Annotated in this window: 17 protein-coding genes, 1 tRNA gene and 1 pseudogene; 11 read left to right on the forward strand and 8 right to left on the reverse strand. The window is 42.4% G+C overall.

Annotated elements, in window-relative coordinates; genetic code table 11:
* Positions 1-23: 23 nt before the first annotated feature.
* Complete coding sequence (locus tag A8C56_RS13575) at positions 24-1,277, reverse strand: ABC transporter permease (protein WP_067756995.1); 1,254 nt, start codon at positions 1,275-1,277, stop codon at positions 24-26.
* Between the two features lie 130 nt (positions 1,278-1,407).
* Here A8C56_RS13575 and A8C56_RS13580 point away from each other — a divergent pair, with 130 nt between their 5' ends.
* The 3 genes from A8C56_RS13580 (at position 1,408) to A8C56_RS13590 (ending at position 2,628) form a co-directional block, all read left to right on the forward strand.
* Positions 1,408-1,905, forward strand: coding sequence for a GNAT family N-acetyltransferase (locus A8C56_RS13580; RefSeq protein ID WP_067762018.1), 498 nt, complete (start codon positions 1,408-1,410; stop codon positions 1,903-1,905).
* Positions 1,902-2,402: a MarR family winged helix-turn-helix transcriptional regulator gene (locus tag A8C56_RS13585; protein ID WP_067756998.1), complete on the forward strand. Its 501-nt coding sequence runs from the start codon at positions 1,902-1,904 to the stop codon at positions 2,400-2,402. Before A8C56_RS13580 ends, A8C56_RS13585 begins: the two co-directional genes overlap by 4 nt.
* Positions 2,403-2,543: 141 nt before the next feature.
* Positions 2,544-2,628, forward strand: a tRNA-Ser gene (locus tag A8C56_RS13590).
* A 362-nt stretch (positions 2,629-2,990) separates the two neighbouring features.
* Here A8C56_RS13590 and A8C56_RS13595 read toward each other — a convergent pair.
* The 4 genes from A8C56_RS13595 to A8C56_RS13610 form a co-directional block, all read right to left on the reverse strand.
* On the reverse strand, positions 2,991-3,836 hold the full coding sequence (locus A8C56_RS13595; protein WP_067757001.1) for an SDR family NAD(P)-dependent oxidoreductase: 846 nt from the start codon (positions 3,834-3,836) through the stop codon (positions 2,991-2,993).
* Positions 3,837-4,242: 406 nt separating this feature from the next.
* The gene (locus A8C56_RS13600) at positions 4,243-4,614 is read right to left on the reverse strand and encodes a hypothetical protein (RefSeq protein WP_067757004.1); all 372 of its coding nucleotides are present in this window, start codon (positions 4,612-4,614) and stop codon (positions 4,243-4,245) included.
* 57 nt (positions 4,615-4,671) lie between these two features.
* Positions 4,672-5,712 (reverse strand): tyrosine-protein phosphatase, encoded by a 1,041-nt coding sequence (locus A8C56_RS13605; RefSeq protein ID WP_084490431.1) that lies wholly within the window; start codon positions 5,710-5,712, stop codon positions 4,672-4,674.
* 105 nt (positions 5,713-5,817) lie between these two features.
* Positions 5,818-7,557, reverse strand: a complete 1,740-nt coding sequence (locus A8C56_RS13610) for a thiamine pyrophosphate-dependent enzyme (protein WP_067757007.1) — start codon at positions 7,555-7,557, stop codon at positions 5,818-5,820.
* 383 nt (positions 7,558-7,940) lie between these two features.
* Here A8C56_RS13610 and A8C56_RS13615 point away from each other — a divergent pair, with 383 nt between their 5' ends.
* From A8C56_RS13615 to A8C56_RS13635, 4 genes are all read left to right on the forward strand, one after another.
* Positions 7,941-8,699 carry a helix-turn-helix domain-containing protein gene (locus tag A8C56_RS13615; protein WP_067757010.1) on the forward strand — a complete coding sequence of 253 codons (759 nt, stop codon included), beginning with the start codon at positions 7,941-7,943 and terminating at the stop codon, positions 8,697-8,699.
* 136 nt (positions 8,700-8,835) lie between these two features.
* Entirely contained in the window at positions 8,836-9,987 is a 1,152-nt protein-coding gene (locus tag A8C56_RS13620; RefSeq protein ID WP_067757013.1) for an FAD-dependent oxidoreductase, read from the forward strand.
* A 647-nt stretch (positions 9,988-10,634) separates the two neighbouring features.
* On the forward strand, positions 10,635-10,958 hold the full coding sequence (locus tag A8C56_RS13625; RefSeq protein WP_067757016.1) for a hypothetical protein: 324 nt from the start codon (positions 10,635-10,637) through the stop codon (positions 10,956-10,958).
* 294 nt (positions 10,959-11,252) lie between these two features.
* On the forward strand, positions 11,253-11,873 hold the full coding sequence (locus tag A8C56_RS13635; RefSeq protein WP_067757022.1) for a hypothetical protein: 621 nt from the start codon (positions 11,253-11,255) through the stop codon (positions 11,871-11,873).
* A 138-nt stretch (positions 11,874-12,011) separates the two neighbouring features.
* Here A8C56_RS13635 and A8C56_RS13640 read toward each other — a convergent pair whose 3' ends face one another.
* From A8C56_RS13640 to A8C56_RS13650, 3 genes are all read right to left on the reverse strand, one after another.
* A complete protein-coding gene (locus A8C56_RS13640) occupies positions 12,012-12,212 on the reverse strand; it encodes a CsbD family protein (protein WP_067757025.1) in 201 nt (66 codons plus the stop codon).
* Between the two features lie 225 nt (positions 12,213-12,437).
* Positions 12,438-13,205 carry a mechanosensitive ion channel family protein gene (locus A8C56_RS13645; protein ID WP_067757028.1) on the reverse strand — a complete coding sequence of 256 codons (768 nt, stop codon included), beginning with the start codon at positions 13,203-13,205 and terminating at the stop codon, positions 12,438-12,440.
* 31 nt (positions 13,206-13,236) lie between these two features.
* The gene (locus A8C56_RS13650) at positions 13,237-13,461 is read right to left on the reverse strand and encodes a hypothetical protein (protein WP_067757031.1); all 225 of its coding nucleotides are present in this window, start codon (positions 13,459-13,461) and stop codon (positions 13,237-13,239) included.
* A gap of 461 nt (positions 13,462-13,922) precedes the next feature.
* Here A8C56_RS13650 and A8C56_RS24505 point away from each other — a divergent pair, with 461 nt between their 5' ends.
* The 4 genes and pseudogenes from A8C56_RS24505 (at position 13,923) to A8C56_RS13670 (ending at position 16,358) form a co-directional block, all read left to right on the forward strand.
* Complete coding sequence (locus A8C56_RS24505) at positions 13,923-14,081, forward strand: hypothetical protein (RefSeq protein WP_157097981.1); 159 nt, start codon at positions 13,923-13,925, stop codon at positions 14,079-14,081.
* Positions 14,042-14,861, forward strand: a pseudogene (locus tag A8C56_RS13660) (isoaspartyl peptidase/L-asparaginase). The gene A8C56_RS24505 and the pseudogene A8C56_RS13660 overlap by 40 nt, the downstream one beginning before the upstream one ends.
* 335 nt (positions 14,862-15,196) lie before the next feature.
* Positions 15,197-15,778 carry a DUF4142 domain-containing protein gene (locus tag A8C56_RS13665; protein ID WP_067757037.1) on the forward strand — a complete coding sequence of 194 codons (582 nt, stop codon included), beginning with the start codon at positions 15,197-15,199 and terminating at the stop codon, positions 15,776-15,778.
* Positions 15,779-15,911: 133 nt separating this feature from the next.
* Complete coding sequence (locus A8C56_RS13670) at positions 15,912-16,358, forward strand: PA2169 family four-helix-bundle protein (protein WP_067757040.1); 447 nt, start codon at positions 15,912-15,914, stop codon at positions 16,356-16,358.
* Positions 16,359-16,406: the final 48 nt, after the last annotated feature.

A 16,406-nucleotide genomic window follows, 5' to 3' on the forward strand; every position in this document is an offset into this window, starting at 1 on the left:
TACTGATAACTGATTTCTGATCACTAACTTCTGATCGCTACCACGGGATCCATCTTTGCGGCCTGTACCGCCGGGATAATTCCTGCAATAATACCCACCAATACACAGATCAGGAATGTCCATATCATATTACCAACAGATATGAATACCGGAAAGTTCAGGGCGTTGCTTAAGATCTGCGCCAGCAGGTATACCAGCAGTAATCCGATGATTCCGCCAAGCATACATAAAAAGGCGGATTCCAGCAGGAACTCTGTAAGGATGATCTTACGTTTGGCACCTAACGCCTTCTTTAACCCGATCTGCGGGGTGCGTTCCTTTACTGTTACAAACATAATATTGGCCACACCAAACAAACCAACAACCAGGCTGATGCCCCCGATTACAGCTCCGCCTATATTCAGGCCAACAAAAGCGCTTTCCACTTCCGCACCGATGTCATTGATATCATTCAGTGCAAAGTCATCTTCCTGCCTGGGGCTTAGCTTATGCAGACTGCGCATGGCCACCATCAGCTCATCTTTTAATCCTTTGCTGGTAATTCCTTCCCTGCCCTGCACCATAATCACCGGGTCTGTTTTAAGCTCATTATAGATCGTTCTGCCAAACTGAAACGGAATGATCATACTCTGGTCAAACCCCCAGCCACCAATCATTTGTTTACCCTGTTTTGCTATGACTCCTGCTACCAGTATTTTTTTACCGCCTACCGATACGGTTTTATTGATCGCCAGTTCCGGTTCATTAAACAGCTTTTCGGCTATTTCATTGCCAATGACCGCTACGTTTGTGCCATAACTGAATTCTGCATCGCTGATATAACGGCCATAAGCCATTGTAAGTGGCTGGATCTTTATAAAATCTTCGCTTACGCTGTAAACATTAATACCGTTGAGCACAGATCCCAGGTATTCAACGCTGCTGTTGCCCGTGCTCTGTAAAGTAAAGGCCACATATTGTGCATCAGGCGTGCGGTCCCGGATCTGCTTTACCTCCTCATACTTCGGTACCGGCCGGTTCACATATTTCCACCAGGGATAATCAGGGCCGCCATGATAATCCCATTTATCCACATAGATTGTATTGGATCCAAGCGATTTGATCTCATTCTGAATATTCCGCTGTAAGCTGTTCACCGTAGCCAGTACGCCAATGATGCAGAAAATACCAATGGTTACGCCAAAAAGGGAAAGGAATGTGCGCAGCTTGTTCTTCCACAGCTCCTGCATGGCCATGCGAAAACTACTGCCCACAATTTCCAGCGTACGTCTGAACATAGGTTACAAATATAACCAGGTTTTTATTGCCGTGGCACAGCCCGGACATATAAAAAAACAGCATCTCAATAAAAATGTTTTCAAATACGTAGTTAACTACATATATTTGTGCTTTGTAAAAAAACAAAGTATGTTCTTTATTCAGACACTCAACAACGCGCATTGCAAGGAGATCATCGATCTGGTTATATCCATTCAGCAGGAAGAGCTGCATTTACCCGTAACTCTGGAGGGGCAACCTGATCTTTTTGATATTGAAACCTGTTACATTCAGACAGGCGGCAATTTCTGGGGTGCTTTTATAAATGGCCAGCTCATAGGCACCATAGGGCTGCTCCAGGCCTCTGAACAAACAGGAGTGATCCGCAAAATGTTCGTCCGGAAAGCCTTCCGGGGCTCCGGGTATGGCATTGCGCAGGCGCTGTTAAATACACTGATCAGCTATTGCCGGGCAAAGGGCCTGCAAACCCTTTACTTGGGCACTATTGATGTATTGAAGGCAGCTCACCGGTTTTATGAAAAGAGCGGGTTTACCCGTGTGGATGTAACGGAGCTTCCCTCCTGTTTTCCAAGGATGATGGCTGATAATACATTTTATTATCTTGCCCTTAAAACAGACCAGGCATGAATACCATTGATGAGGCCGGTATACTGGCGCTGGCCACAAGGCTGCAGCGCCTCAGCGAAAAAATAAGAGCACAGGGAACAGCGATCTATAACGCCTGTGGCATCAGCTTTGACCCTAAATGGTTCCCGGTAATTTATGCGCTGCACAAAAAAGGGGTCTTGAGCGTTGTAGAACTGGCCCAGGAAATAGGCTACACGCATCCTTCCACTATCAGCCTGTTAAAGGAACTGACCAGGAACAAGCTGGTTCGCTCTAAAAAAGATCCGGGGGATGACCGCAGGCGTTTGCTGTACCTGTCGTCCGCCGGCCTTACGCTTGTAGATCACATGAAGCCGGTATGGAATTTAATAATACAGGCTATAACAAAAGTTACCGATACCAAAAACAATCTTTTTAAAGCCATTGAAGAGGTAGAAGAACGCGTAAACCGGTCGGAGATCCTTACGATTGCCTTAAGCCTGCCCCGTGCAAAAGAGTCTGTCGGCAAATCCGCATAAACTTATTCCTGTACAATTTTCGAGCGGTGCAAAATCCTTTGCAGCACTGCTTCCTGCCAGGCCGGGCTGTGCCTCCCATTTCCTTTTCTAAAAAGGGAAATATTTTTTTGTTATAAACATTCCTACCCTTACTTTTGCCGCGGAGAGATGGCAGAGCGGTCGAATGCGGCGGTCTTGAAAACCGTTGACTGTAACAGGTCCGGGGGTTCGAATCCCTCTCTCTCCGCTGAGAAGGTCTTCATCAAGAAGACCCTCTTTTTTTTCGTAAATTAATATCCCCTTTTTTTCATTCTTAAATGATTATTTACAGCTTCCCTAAAAAAATTTCTTTACAATCAAATCAGGTAGCTGTTACAATTTAAAAAAAGGGGTACTTTTTAAACAACCTTGTGTTAATGTAACTTTTTTAATTCCGAAAGAACAGCTCCTCCGACAACTTTTGCAGATTGCGGGATTTGTCCTGTTACTACTCTCTGGTCAACAGCTACGGCTGGTTGCCAAAGTTCTGATTTTTCAAATTTTGCTCCGCGTTCCTTTTTTACAGTTCACATTTGAAGCGGTGAAGTCTTTTTCCATAGCTGACCGGTTTTATGATGTATAGACGGGACTGGTACCTCCGGCGACATCGTACACTGCGCCCGTAATTTTATCGGCTGCGGAAGAAGTTAAAAAAGCTACCGCCGGAGCCACATCTTCAGCCTTTAACCACGGAAGGCCCAGGGCATCACTTTTCGCAAGATGGGCAGCAACTTCGTCTTCCGATACCTGTTTGTTTTCATATCTCCTGCCCATTGCTACCTGCCATCTCTTCTGGTTTCTTGTGAGCTTGGTATCAACCAGTCCTGGTACTACCACGTTTACGTTAATGTTATATTCACCCATTTCCAAAGCCAGCGATTTGGCCAATCCCACAAGTCCCCATTTGGTTGCCGAGTAGGCGCTTCCGTGCCACATGCCCCGCATACCTTGCGTGGAAGAGATGATAACAACCTTTCCTTTTTTGTTGGGAATCATCAGTGGCAGAAATGTTTTCAGCGTATTGACCGTACCTTTTATGTTGGTGTCCACAATATCATCCCAATGCTGCTGCGAGGACTCTATAAACGGACTGAATGCCTGAAGCGCTGCATTGGCTATAAGGATGTCTATTGTTCCGAATTTTTCTTTGATTTCAGCAGCGATTTTTTCCAGTTCTTCCACATTTCGGATATCGCCCTGGGAATAATAGAAATTGGTTCCTTCCTCCTCAACTAATTTTTTTGTTTCGAGAAAATCATCCTCAGTTGATTTTTCATATTCTGCAACAGGGCTTAACTTTTCTAAAATATCAATGCCATAAACATCAATACCTTCTTTAGCCAACGCTACCGAAAAAGCTCTGCCCATGCCGCGGGCTGCGCCGGTAATAACTGCTGCTTGCCTTTTTTTGTCCATGATCAAAATGTTTTATCTGATTTGTTGATTAAAATTCCTTTTCATGGTGTCAGCGGCTGGCCGACTTTTTATTGTTACAATTATCTTCCACCGTTTCATAACACAACGGATTTGCTTCTTCCGTTTTATTACGTCAAAAATTTGCTGATAAGCGTTTTTTATAATCTCTGCCGCTGATTTATTATATCATTTAGATTAAAAGAACACTGTCACCCGGAGTTTCCCATTTGTAAAAACAAAATTAATGAGGCTATGACAATTATTCTTACAGGTCACCCTGAAGATATCATTCAGAACTTCAATATTTCCCTGTTCCAAAAATTCCTTGTTAAATCAGATTACTACTGCTTTATTTTCCGGTTTTGTCATAATGCCTGTTTATATGCTTTGTTTGTTTTATACAATGTTAGCGGTTCGCTGTTATTTTTTCGGCTATTATTTTTATTACTTTATCCCAATAAGTTTTTGTTTCTTCCCGTTGGCTTCCGTTTAATAGTTTTTCAACATGAAATGCAATAGTTGTTTTGTCCTTGTTTGAAATCACTCTCATTTGCAGGGTTGCTTCATTTGCCCAACCTTTCAGCTTCCATTTTGTTCTTATGTGTGAAAGGTCTTTAAACGTTGAAAATTCTTTGCCCGTACCTTTGAGCCAAAGTCTGGCCCCACTTTCTGAAAACAAAAAGGCCCAAACTTCGTTTGCATTTAATGGCACACTTTTTCTAATGCCAAACTGCCAACCTGTATCTTTTGTCTGTCCGGCAATTTTTACTTTTTCCATATCAAAACATTCTTTTTAATCAGCTTTACATAAGACAAGAAAATTGAAAACACCGGATTAATACAAGTACAGTTCCCTGAATTTCGGGATATCCACATTTAGTTTTTCAGTCAGGAAATTTTCTACAGTTCCGTTGTCTTTTTTAATCCTGTCGATACCAGCCTGTAAAAACTCTTTTTTTACGGAAAACAGGCTAAGCAACGCCGGTTTGGCTTTAATGTACGTGGCAAATTTGGCTTCAATGTATTTATTAGACATCAGGTAGTCGTTCATAATATCGTTTTCATCCAGTCCCAGGGCATATAATATCAATGCGGTTGCCATTCCCGTCCTGTCTTTTCCTGCGGTGCAATGATAAAGCAACGGTATATTGCCTGACGGGTTCTGCAGCAGGACGAACATTTTCCGGTATTGTTCAACAGCGGCAGAGTCGCTTACCAGCAGCTCGTTCATCTGCATCATCGCCTTGTCTATCTGTGTGCTGTCAAGGCTCATCAGTCCAGTGAGGTTGCCAGGCGTAATGGAATATTGAAAATCGTTATGGAGCGATGCCGGATGTTTGTCCGGAGCTTCTTTAATTTCCTCGGGGCTACGAAAATCCACGACATTTATTAACGGAACGGAAGAAAGATAATTAAGGTCGGTATCGGTCAGCGTACCCAAATCGTCCGAACGGAATATTTTTCCCCATTTGACATATCGGTTATCCTTAGTTTTATAGCCGCCCAGGTCGCGAAAGTTAAACCCTCCGCTCATCGGCAAATGTCGCTCTGCAAGGATGGCACTACCCTGTGGCGTTACCAGCTCAAAGTAATACCTTTTGTCATCTGGTATGTCAAGTGTAAAATCACCTGAACCATTTCCTGTCAGGAGCGGTTTGAAAAGATCGATGGAATCCACGGATGGACCTGCGTAAAGTTCCCATTTATCAGACAGCGAAGCAACGAAAGTAGCTTGTTTCGTTTCTTTATCCCTCGTTATGCCTGCATTGACGCTGACGTCGGCTCCTTTGTAGCCTATCTCTGGTTTGGGGCTGCTTTTACAGGATGTCAAAAGCGCGATAACAATGAACTGTATTATTATTAAAAAGTATTTCATGTTTTTGGAATGATTAAAAGGCAAAGATTCTTTTTTATCTCCTTCCTGAAGTACTTTGAGTCTGGTTTTTGTTTCGCTACTGTCAAGAGTCGTAATGTCTATTCGTTAAAAAAGCTCCCGCAAATATTTCAGACCCGATTCCGCCACATCCACTGCTTCGCCCTTGCGTCCGTCCCATATCATTTTGGACATAGAAGTGGCAAACCCCTTGACCTGATCGGCTGAAATATGCGGTGGCATTTCCAATGCGTTAGGATCAGTGAATACGCTGACCATTGCAGGACCATCATATACAAATGCCTCTTTTAAGGTGCCCTCCAATTGGTCAGTATCTTTTACCGTCCAGCCCCTGATGTTCATGGCTTCCGCTACTTTTTCAAAATCAGGGTTTACCATATCGGTCTGCCAGTCGAGATACCCGGCAACCTGCATTTCCAGTTTTACCATACCCAGTGTCCTGTTGTTAAAAACGATAATCTTTACAGGGATCCTATATTGGCTGATAGTCATCAGATCGCCTAATAGCATGCTGATGCCTCCATCACCGCAAAGCGCAACCACCTGCCTTTCGGGATGGGATAATGCTGCACCGATGGACATAGGCATTGCGTTAGCCATTGACCCGTGATTGAACGAACCGGTAAGATAGCGGTTCTTTTTGCCCTTGATATATTTCGCTGCCCAGGTAGCACACATACCGGTATCTACCGAAAATATGGCATCATCAGCCGCCAGCTCATTGACCAGGCAGGCTACATATTCCGGATGGATCTTTTCTTTCCCGGATTTACCTTTTATATAGGATTCATAATTTTTTTCCACCTCTTTGTGCAGGCTGGTCATCTTATTTAAAAAGCGGTCATCATTCTTTGTTTCTATCAGCGGAAGCAATGCTTTCAGCGTAGCCTGTATATTACCACAATATCCATAATCGGCTTTGCATCTGCGTCCCAGGCGCTCCGGTTTTTCATCTATCTGCACCATAATGTTTTTTTCCGACAGAAACTCACTGTATGGAAAGTCAGTACCAAGCATCAGTACCAGCTCGGCATCGTGCATCGCTTTGAAGTTGGATTTCGCACCCAGCAGCCCGGTCAGCCCCACTGCATAAGGATTGTCTTCTTTGTCGTAAAATATTTTCCCCCTTAACGTAAATCCTAAAGGCGATTTAATTTTTCCAGCCAGTTCCAGTACTTCCTGCTGTGCATTTCGGCTGCCATAGCCACAGTACAACATGACTTTTGAATATTTATTGATCAGATCAGCCAGCTCCTTCAGGTTGCTTTCAACAGGCAAAACCTGCGGATTGGTATAGAAATTATGGCTGGAAGAATGGCTGTGTGATGCCTGCATGGCAGCTACATCACCCGGCAATCCGACTACAGCCACACCTTTTCGGCTGATGGCTTCCTGGATACCGTTATGAAATGCCTGTATGGCCTGCTGCGGCGTATTGGCCATAAAACAGAACTTGCTACAATCATCAAACAGTTTGGTTACATTGGTTTCCTGGAAATAGGAGGTACCCAGCTTATCGGAAGGAGCCGTCGTGGCTATCGCGATTACAGGATTGCCGGAACGGTTGGCATCATACAGCCCATTGATCAGATGCACATGGCCCGGACCGCTGCTGCCCATACAGCAACCAATACCGTTCAGCTCGGCATCCATAGAAGCGGCGTAAGCTCCGGTTTCTTCATGGCGTACGTGTATCCATTGCAGCCGTCCGTCCCGGCGTACGGCATCATTTACCGGATTAAGACTGTCGCCTGTTACAGCATATATTCGCTTAACCCCGGCTCTTACGAGGGTTTCGACTAAAACATCAGAAACATTTTTTGGCATAAGAAAGAATTTAAATTATTTAACCAAATTTCTTTTATGAACGAACCGATATTTTCTGCATGCTCATACTTTGAAATAATAAGACGTTTTTCAACCATGCCTCGATCTTTTCAGAGATACAATTTACAAATAGTTCAATAGAATTTTTATTGAAATCCAAAAAACTTAATCCTGATGACAACAAAAAGGGAATAATGTTGCCAACAAGATAAAGGAACATCAGCTTAATAGAGACAATGATTTTATTACAAATGCAGGAATGGAATAACGGTTGGATAAATATTGTCTATCCTTTTCGTGCCCCGGTTGTGCTGACAACAGCAGGTTGGGATATTTTTGTAATTTTATAACATTTAAGAGCCAATTAACAGGAAAAGTGAACCATGCTGACAAATCAAATTGAATGGGAAAAAAATCAGCCACCTGATGCATTAAAAGACTTCGTTGAAAGTTTTTGGATGCTTGCCAATCATTCTGATACAGAACATCAGATAATAGTATTGCCGGACGGCAGACTTGATATTATCTTCTCTATGACAACCGACAAAAATATATTTGCCACTTTAAAAGGCTTGGAAACAGAACCTCAACAAACATCTATTTTACCCAAAACGCGTTTATTGGCTGTAAGTTTTAAATTACTCGCTGTTGAATATTTGTTAGACAAAAAAGTTGATTCATTGCTCAATTTAGGCATTCGGTTTCCAGCAGGATTTTGGGATATAACAGCTAATGATTGTGGCAACTTCGATTTATTCAGCAACAAAATTGCGGCAAAAATAACTTCACTTATTAAACCCAATATTGATAACAGAAAACGACAATTATTTGAATTAATTGATGCTTCAAATGGCACTTTGACGGTAAAGGAATTATCGGAAAGAGTATTTTGGAGCAGCCGGCAAATCAATCGCTATTTCAATCACACCTTTGGGATTTCACTAAAATCGTATTGTAAAATATTTCGCTTTAAATCATCCCTGTCCCATATTAAAAAAGGCAAACTGTTTCCTGAACTTAATTACTCAGACCAAAACCATTTTATAAAAGAAGTCAAAAAAATGTCGGGAGTAACCCCTAAAGAACTTTCTAAAAACGAAAACGACCGATTTTTACTATTATCTACCCTTCAAACAGTATAATTTTAAAGGCATCAACACCTTATAGTCCTATTCCCTTTTACTTTCAAAGTACTTAGCCATTAAAAACGACCGATTTTTACTATTCTGTGCTATAACCCGAAAGTAATTTTGTATCGTAATTTAAAAGTCTAATGCAATGATACAGGAGAACGGGAAAGACCAAATAATCATTATTGGTGCAGGCATTGCCGGTTTGAGCCTGGCTATACAACTCACAGAAAAAAAGATACCCTGTGTTGTGCTCGAAGCAAGAGCAAGTTTTGGAGGAGCAACCAGTGGCGTAAGGATTTCGGCCAAAGGAGTGAAAGTGCTCGAGAATATGGGCATTCGCAACATAGGCGAAAGCACAGAAAAACTAGTAATGTATTTTGGCAACACCCAGGTAAAGTTTGATGTAAAAAACACCCCGGGCGCAAGCCCTGCCATTATAGTAACCCGATTGGCTGTTTTTGAAAAACTTCGTGAACGGATCAATGAGCTGGGCATAAAGGTCATCTATAATTTTAAGTTGGACAATGCGATTGAACATGCAGATAGCGTAGAAGCTGTTTCCTCAAATGGCCAAAGCATCAGCGGTAAATATTTGGTGGGTGCAGACGGTGTAGGTTCCAAAGTAAGAAGGTTGCTGAACCCGGGCAGCAATTCAGATAAAAGATATGCAGGATATTTGGGTATCGGGTTTATCTATCCGAGTGATAAAAAAGTAGAAATGTCACTGTTTAATAACATCAATGGCAATATCGGGCTTGGTTCTATCGGCAAAATAAAACCAGGCGATGCCTATAACAATAATTTCCTGTGGATGCATATACACATGACCGAAACAGCAGCAAAAGCCATTACCGACAAAGAGGTATACGAACAGATAACGGAGCGGGCAAAAAACTGGACGCCCTACCTGCAACAAATTTTTCAGGAATGTAAAACCAACCCCAAAACGGTGTTGTATCACCAACCTGTTTACAATGGCAGTGTACCCGATAAATGGTATAGCGACAGAATGTTTTTGATAGGCGATGCGGCTCACCCTTATGGTCCGGGCGGGCAAGGCATCAGCCTGGCAATGATGGACGCAGAAGCATTGTGCGATTTGTTAGCCAATGGCATGACTGAAGAAAAGAAAGCCAATTTCCAAACTGCAAGAGCCTCTATTGCAAAAGAAAAAGGTGAAAGCGCTGAAGAAAGAAACAAACCTGAAAATCAGACTTCTACCAAATGGGGACTGATGTTTAAAAGCATTTTAATGAAAGCATTGCATTTGTTTAGTGGTGGTAAAATGGAATTATAATTTTTTATAATGAAAGAACCTCATCCATAATATCAAGAGCAAATCTCCACCTGCCCTGTAAAGAAATCTTATCAGATTTTTGCCCATACCCATTTAAAAAACCAAAGAAGAAAAAAGAAAAATGAAGAGAGACCGGGCTTGCTCTTTTTTCATATCGTATCATTTATTTCTGTTTTGCAACCATTTGTATAAAAACAAAAGGCAGCCCGTCTTTTTAATAAGCCCTGGAAAGATATTGAAAAAGTATAGCAGAATTTGTGCAATCGTTAGCGCATATCAGAGGCAACAATTGAAATACAGATAAAAAAAATTTGAAAACAACCGGAACACCTTTAAAAACAGAATATCTTGTTGTACTGCTAACAATGGGATTACCTGCCTGATACCTGAGTTTTCTGTATCCTCAATCCTGGCTGATCAACATATCTGCAGTTCCATTAAGAAAGCGTTAAAAACAGCTTTTAGAAACATGTGATCTTCAAAGCTAAGCTCTTGCAGAGTTTATAGTATTAAGAAAATAGCTCTGGTCTCATAAAGCACTATTTATCAGTTTTTGCCAAAAAAGGCTAAAAACGGGGAATAAGGAAATATAAAATTTTTCTTTAATAAACTGGTATGACTGTTGTGCCTATAAATGTAAACAGGTTATGACTAACAGATTACATCCAGCAGATGTAATTGCCGAATTCTTTAAGGGTACCGATTACCTGGTTGCAGGCAAAACGTATTATGCCGCATTGCCGGACGACCTGCAGGAGTGGTACTGTTATACAAAAGATGGAGGGCATTGCATTCTCGTTCTTACAGAAGACCAGTTTGACGAAAGCAGGCCGGATCTCCAGAACGATCTGTGCTTGCGTCCTGCACCCGTAAAAACTGTTTTAAGAAAGTACCATATATTTAAAGGATATCCGGTTGTTGACCTGCAATGTGATTCCTCAATTGAACCAGCTTCCGAGCACGAGTATTAATGATAAATAGCAGATATCTGAAAATTCAAACCATGCCTCTTTCCGTCAAAATCTGTAGCGGATACACCGTTATAGCAGGCCAGCTGAAAGACGCTGCAAAGAATCATATCCTTAAAAAAGAAAGAATAAAAGTTCTTTAAATTAAATCTATCAAAGATGTACAGGCCTTTGCTGATAAAACATTTACCGGTTTTGGATTCAGCCAAAAGTATTTCGGCAAAGTATTGGTAATAATATTTATACATATACAATTGCAGATCGAAATCAATAAAACAATCTTTAAATGTCAGGAATATGATAGTCAAGCAAATCCCCGGTGTCCCCGAGCAGGTCAGGGGAGGATATCACGATACGGAAAGCAGCAGATGCTTTGAAAATGAAGAGAACGCTTACCAGGAGTTTTCCTTTTTAAAACAGCGGTTTCTCAACATCAATCGCTGGAAGGAATATGCAGGGGAAGGAAGCGCAGATTTTTGCCTTTACAACTCTGAAGGGAACCCTGTTGAACGGCCTCCCGTAGCAGGTGATTATATCCGCATCGATATTCCCGGACCAGGAAATATTGAAGCTAAAGGGTTTGACTGGGTACAGGTAAAAAAGATCAGCACCGGGTTTTTAAAAGAAAACGAAAAAGAGAACATGCTCATAGAATGTTCTCCATCTATTGATCCTACGCAGCCTGATCCTGGTCATATTGCCCATTTTTACAGCGAAGATGCAACTTCCACTTTTATGATTTCAAAAGATGAAAAATGTATTTACGCCTGCATTTACGGCAGAAATGAACAACCCAATTTTAAAAATGCCGGTATACCGGATAAAATCAGAAACAGCCTTATTGCAATTGGCGGTATTGCAGGGATTTCAAAAATGGAATGGAAGGCTTTAACAGAAGGACTGCTGAAAGAGAGGTAGGGCTAACTAAGAAGTTTGTTTATAGTAGATGGTCGTTCTGTACTTGTTTCAGAATCTGTTGATAATCACACGCCATTTTAGATGCTGAAATAAATTCAGCATGACAAAAGGGGCTTTTTGGTCGGCCCCAAGAAGTCATTATTCAAATCTGATCTTTTCGATGAATTCATTAATATTCTCTTTGGTTTCGCCTGTTTTCTTTTGCACTCTTCCGAGCAATTCATCTTCTTTACCTTCTTCATAAAGCAAGTCATCATCGGTCAGATTTGCCCATTTTTGTTTCAGGTTTCCTTTGATAATGTTCCAGTTCCCTTTAATCTTATCATTTACTGTATTCATAACTCCTCCATTTTAAATTAAAAAATCGATTTGATATTTGCCGGGTTCATTCATCCCTTAAGCGACAGGTTTCAAATTTGATGCCAGTACCCTGATATGCCCGGAAACTGTTACTATCCTGCGCCTGTTATACTTCTTCAATAAATCCATACTATTAATTTTTAATCGTTAATGATTTTAATCACCGGGGCCGCAAAGGCTGCGCCTGTTATATTGCCGGTAAATTCAAACCGATGCCTTCAGTTGCTGTAATAGCTTTTCCTGGAACTCCATTTTAGCGGCGGTAAAATCAGGAGCGCTGATCCATAAATTCAGCATTACCTTATAGCCGTCCGGCTCCAGCGATGAAACACCAATTCGCTTTGGCGGCACAGACAAAACATTTCCTGCATCTGTTATTGCTGCTTCCATTACTTTTTTCACCTCTCCGTAGTCGGTGTTGCTGCTGAATTTTATTTCAATATCCAGCCTGCGGTTTCCAGATGCGCTTTCATTAATGATCACCTCGTTGGATAATTTACTGTTGGGGATCACGATGATCCGGTTATCAAAGGTCGTCACGATCGTATAAAAAATCATGATCTCTGTAACCGTGCCTTCGTGCCCCTGGGCTATAATAGTATCGCCTGCCTGAAATGGCTTTAAAAACAGGATCAGCACACCACTGGTAAAATTTTGGAGGGTGCCTGATAAGGCAAGGCCTGCCGCCACACCAAAAGAAGTTACCAGGGCCGCAAATATCGTCATCCTGATACCGGCGATCTGCATTACAGCAAGGAGTAGCAGCATGCGCAACAAAGTGACCAGCATACTACGGAGAAAGGGTCTCAGCGAGCCGTTTATCTGCCTGCGCTCCATCCATTTCCGGAGATAGCCCGAAAGTGCCCGGATAACCCACAACCCAATAAATAACACAATTGCAGCAGCCAGTACAGCCGGCCCTTTATCAAGCAGCCAGGCATACATCTTCTGCAACAATGCCTCCGCATTCATTTTTGTTTCCTTTTTAATGAAAATGCTGCCATTATTCGGAACCTTCTGTCTTTACGATCTTGTTATAGATGCCGAATAATAAAAAGGGAGCGGCCCACTGGCCAATAAACAATGCACGATGATCCTGCTTGCAGATCTTTAAAGTAAGGGAAGTGACCATAGCAGCCACAGACGCCCACAGGTAAATATCTGAGGGAACTTTGGCGGTTTGCTGTTCAATGGTTTCAGCCACTTTTCCTTCTGAATGACTAAACATAATATATTTTTTTATAGTTAAAAATCAGTTGCAGTGGGGGCTTTTAAAAAGCACTCCGGGAGCCAGCACACAAGCAATAAGTTGTTGCCGGAATTATTATAAACTTTTTATTCAGCTCAAATTGCCTGCCACGACCGGGTATTGAGGCCAGGTTAATTATAAAACAAACGAAAAAAAGACCTTCCTGCTGTAAAAACATTCTAAACCTGGCTATTCTTAAATCCAACCGGCTGCTATCCTTTTCCTCATGGGGATGAGGCTCTACATAAAGTGTCGCAGATTTTTCCTTTATCCTGCTCATCGAAACAGATCCGCCTCTCCGTTTCATATCCTCCCTCATCTCCACGCGGTTGCATACCGGTACGGTATAATGTTTGAAATCAGAATAGCAGTTGCTGTTCATTGCCCCGGCTATAGCTGGCTATGAACAAAGACTTTTTACAAACCAACACTTTTAAAAGATGAAAAAAACAGCAATTGCCGTACATGGTGGCGCCGGGCCAGTTACAGAACTCATCATAAAACAGGAGCAACAGTATAAAAAAAAACGCTCTCGGCTTCAGCGCTGGCGGGTCATACAATCCTTCAAAAAGGAGGAACAGCTGTTGATGCTGTTGTAAAATCAGTAAGCATACTGGAAGATGATCCCTTATTTAATGCCGGCAGGGGCTGCTTTAAATGCCAAAGGAAAACCGGGCCTGGACGCAGCTGTTATGTGCGGGCTGACCGGGAACGCCGGTGCGGTAACAGCACAAACCCAAATAAAGAACCCTGTTTGTATGGCAAAAGCTATTATGGAACAAACGCCTTATGTATTGCTGACTGGTGAAGGCCCGGAGATTATACAAAGATCCCGTTACCGGGATACTGTTCCCATGGATTATTTCCTTACCCAACATCAGTTAAAAAAATATTTCGCTTATAAACACAGCAAGCCCAAACAAAAAGGCAAATATATAGCTGCCGGTTATACTGAACATGATCTGAAAGACACGGCAGGCGCGGTTGCTTTAGACGCGTATGGAAATGTAGCCGCAGCCGCTTCAGCCGGTGGTGCGCCCAATTGTATACCCGGCAGGGTAAGTGATAGCTGCATTATAGGCGCCGGCTGCTATGCCAGCAATCAAACCTGTGCCATCTCCGGTACGGGAGACGGAGAATATCTGATCACAGGCCTTACAGCGCATACCATATCCATGATGATGGAGCTGACAGGGTGTTCTCTCAGAGCCGCTTCCAGGCTGGTCATTGCAAAATACCCGGCAGATGAATGCGATGCAGGGATCATCGGAGTTGACCGTGAAGGGAATATTGCCATCAATTTTAATTCGGAGCGCATGCTCCGGGCATGGATTGATACAAACAACACCCGTTTTTGCTCCTTATATAATAACCATTGAGCAGGAGCACTCACTAATTTCAATCTTATTAGCATTACAGGGGAAACAGAGCAACTGTTTGTGTGGAATATATTCCACGATTAATGCATGTGAATACGCTTAATCAATAAGAACAGCGCTTTAAAACAGGTAACAGGCGGTCATAATAACCCAGGAACGATAATTGCGGGCACCAATAATAATACTTCAGGTTATAGCAATACGAACCAAACCGGGAAGTATAAATACCGTCATTTTTCAGAAAGTAAGATTTTGCCCGCTGAACTTTTTGAATACAGGTACTGTTCTACCGGCCGTTCAGCTATAACCTGTTTTTAACTATTAAATTTTAAAGTATGAAAACAATAAAAAAATTATTACCAATCGCTGCCGCTGTAATACTCTGGAGTTGTGGCAGCCCGAATTCCAATGATAGTACGGCCCGGGCGGATAGTGCTAATGCAGCAACTATTGACAGTGCCACTACGGATACTGCAGCCGCTTCTGTTAGTAAGGAGGACGCTAAATTTGCGGTAGATGCTGCCAGCGGAGGCATGGCAGAGGTGCAGTTGGGGGAGCTGGCACAAAATAAAGGCACAGACCCCCGTGTAAAAGAGTTTGGGAAATTGATGGTAACGGACCATACCAGGGCAAACGATGAACTGAAGATGTTAGCAGCCACCAAAAATATAACATTGCCTCCTGCACCGGATAACGATAAACAAAAGGCAGCCGCCGACCTGTCTTCAAAAAGCGGATCCGATTTTGATAAGGCTTATATTAAACAAATGGTGGAGGATCACCGAAAGACAATTGATCTTTTTGAAGATGCCCAGAAAAATGCAAAAGATGCCGATATTAAAGCATTTGCTGTTAAAACGCTTCCTGTATTAAGAACGCACCTTCAGCATATCCAGAGCCTGGACAAAGCAAAATAAGGCTGACCGGGGCTTTTCAAAATGCGATCATGGTACTTTAGCATAAAGCCTTGTCCTGCGCCTGCCTGTGCTGCATTACGGAAAGTGCTGCCTGGCAGGCTTACTGATTTTATTAGCTTATAAAATACGATCTATGGTTACTATGGATGGCGAAATATTAAATGATCTGCTGCGTGTTCACAAAGACCGCATTTCAGGCTATGAGCGCGCCATCGCCGAATTGACGGATGCGGAAGATGCCGACCTTAAACAGCTGTTCCGGAATTATATTGACAACAGCCAATCTTTTATTACCGAGCTGTCAGCCGCATTAACAAAAATGAATGAGCCTGTAGCCGTGAGCCCTGCAGCAACAGGAAAAATCTACAATGTGTGGATGGAGATCAAGGCTTTTTTTACCGGGAATGACCGGCAAACGATCCTTAATAGCTGTGAAGCAATGGAAGATGCTGTAAAGAAAGCCTATGAAAGCGCGCTGGATCCCTCCTCACTGCTTCCTGAGACCTTTTTATTGATCAGCCGGCAAAGCAAACAGTTGCTGAAAGCCCACAACGAGGTAAGAAAATTAAGAGATGCCTGAAAAAATGCACGGCGCGCAGACGACGATCTGTGATTGTTTTACCGATAG

Origin of the sequence: Niabella ginsenosidivorans, assembly GCF_001654455.1 — a bacterium.
In the GTDB taxonomy this organism is placed as follows: Bacteria; Bacteroidota; Bacteroidia; order Chitinophagales; family Chitinophagaceae; genus Niabella; species Niabella ginsenosidivorans.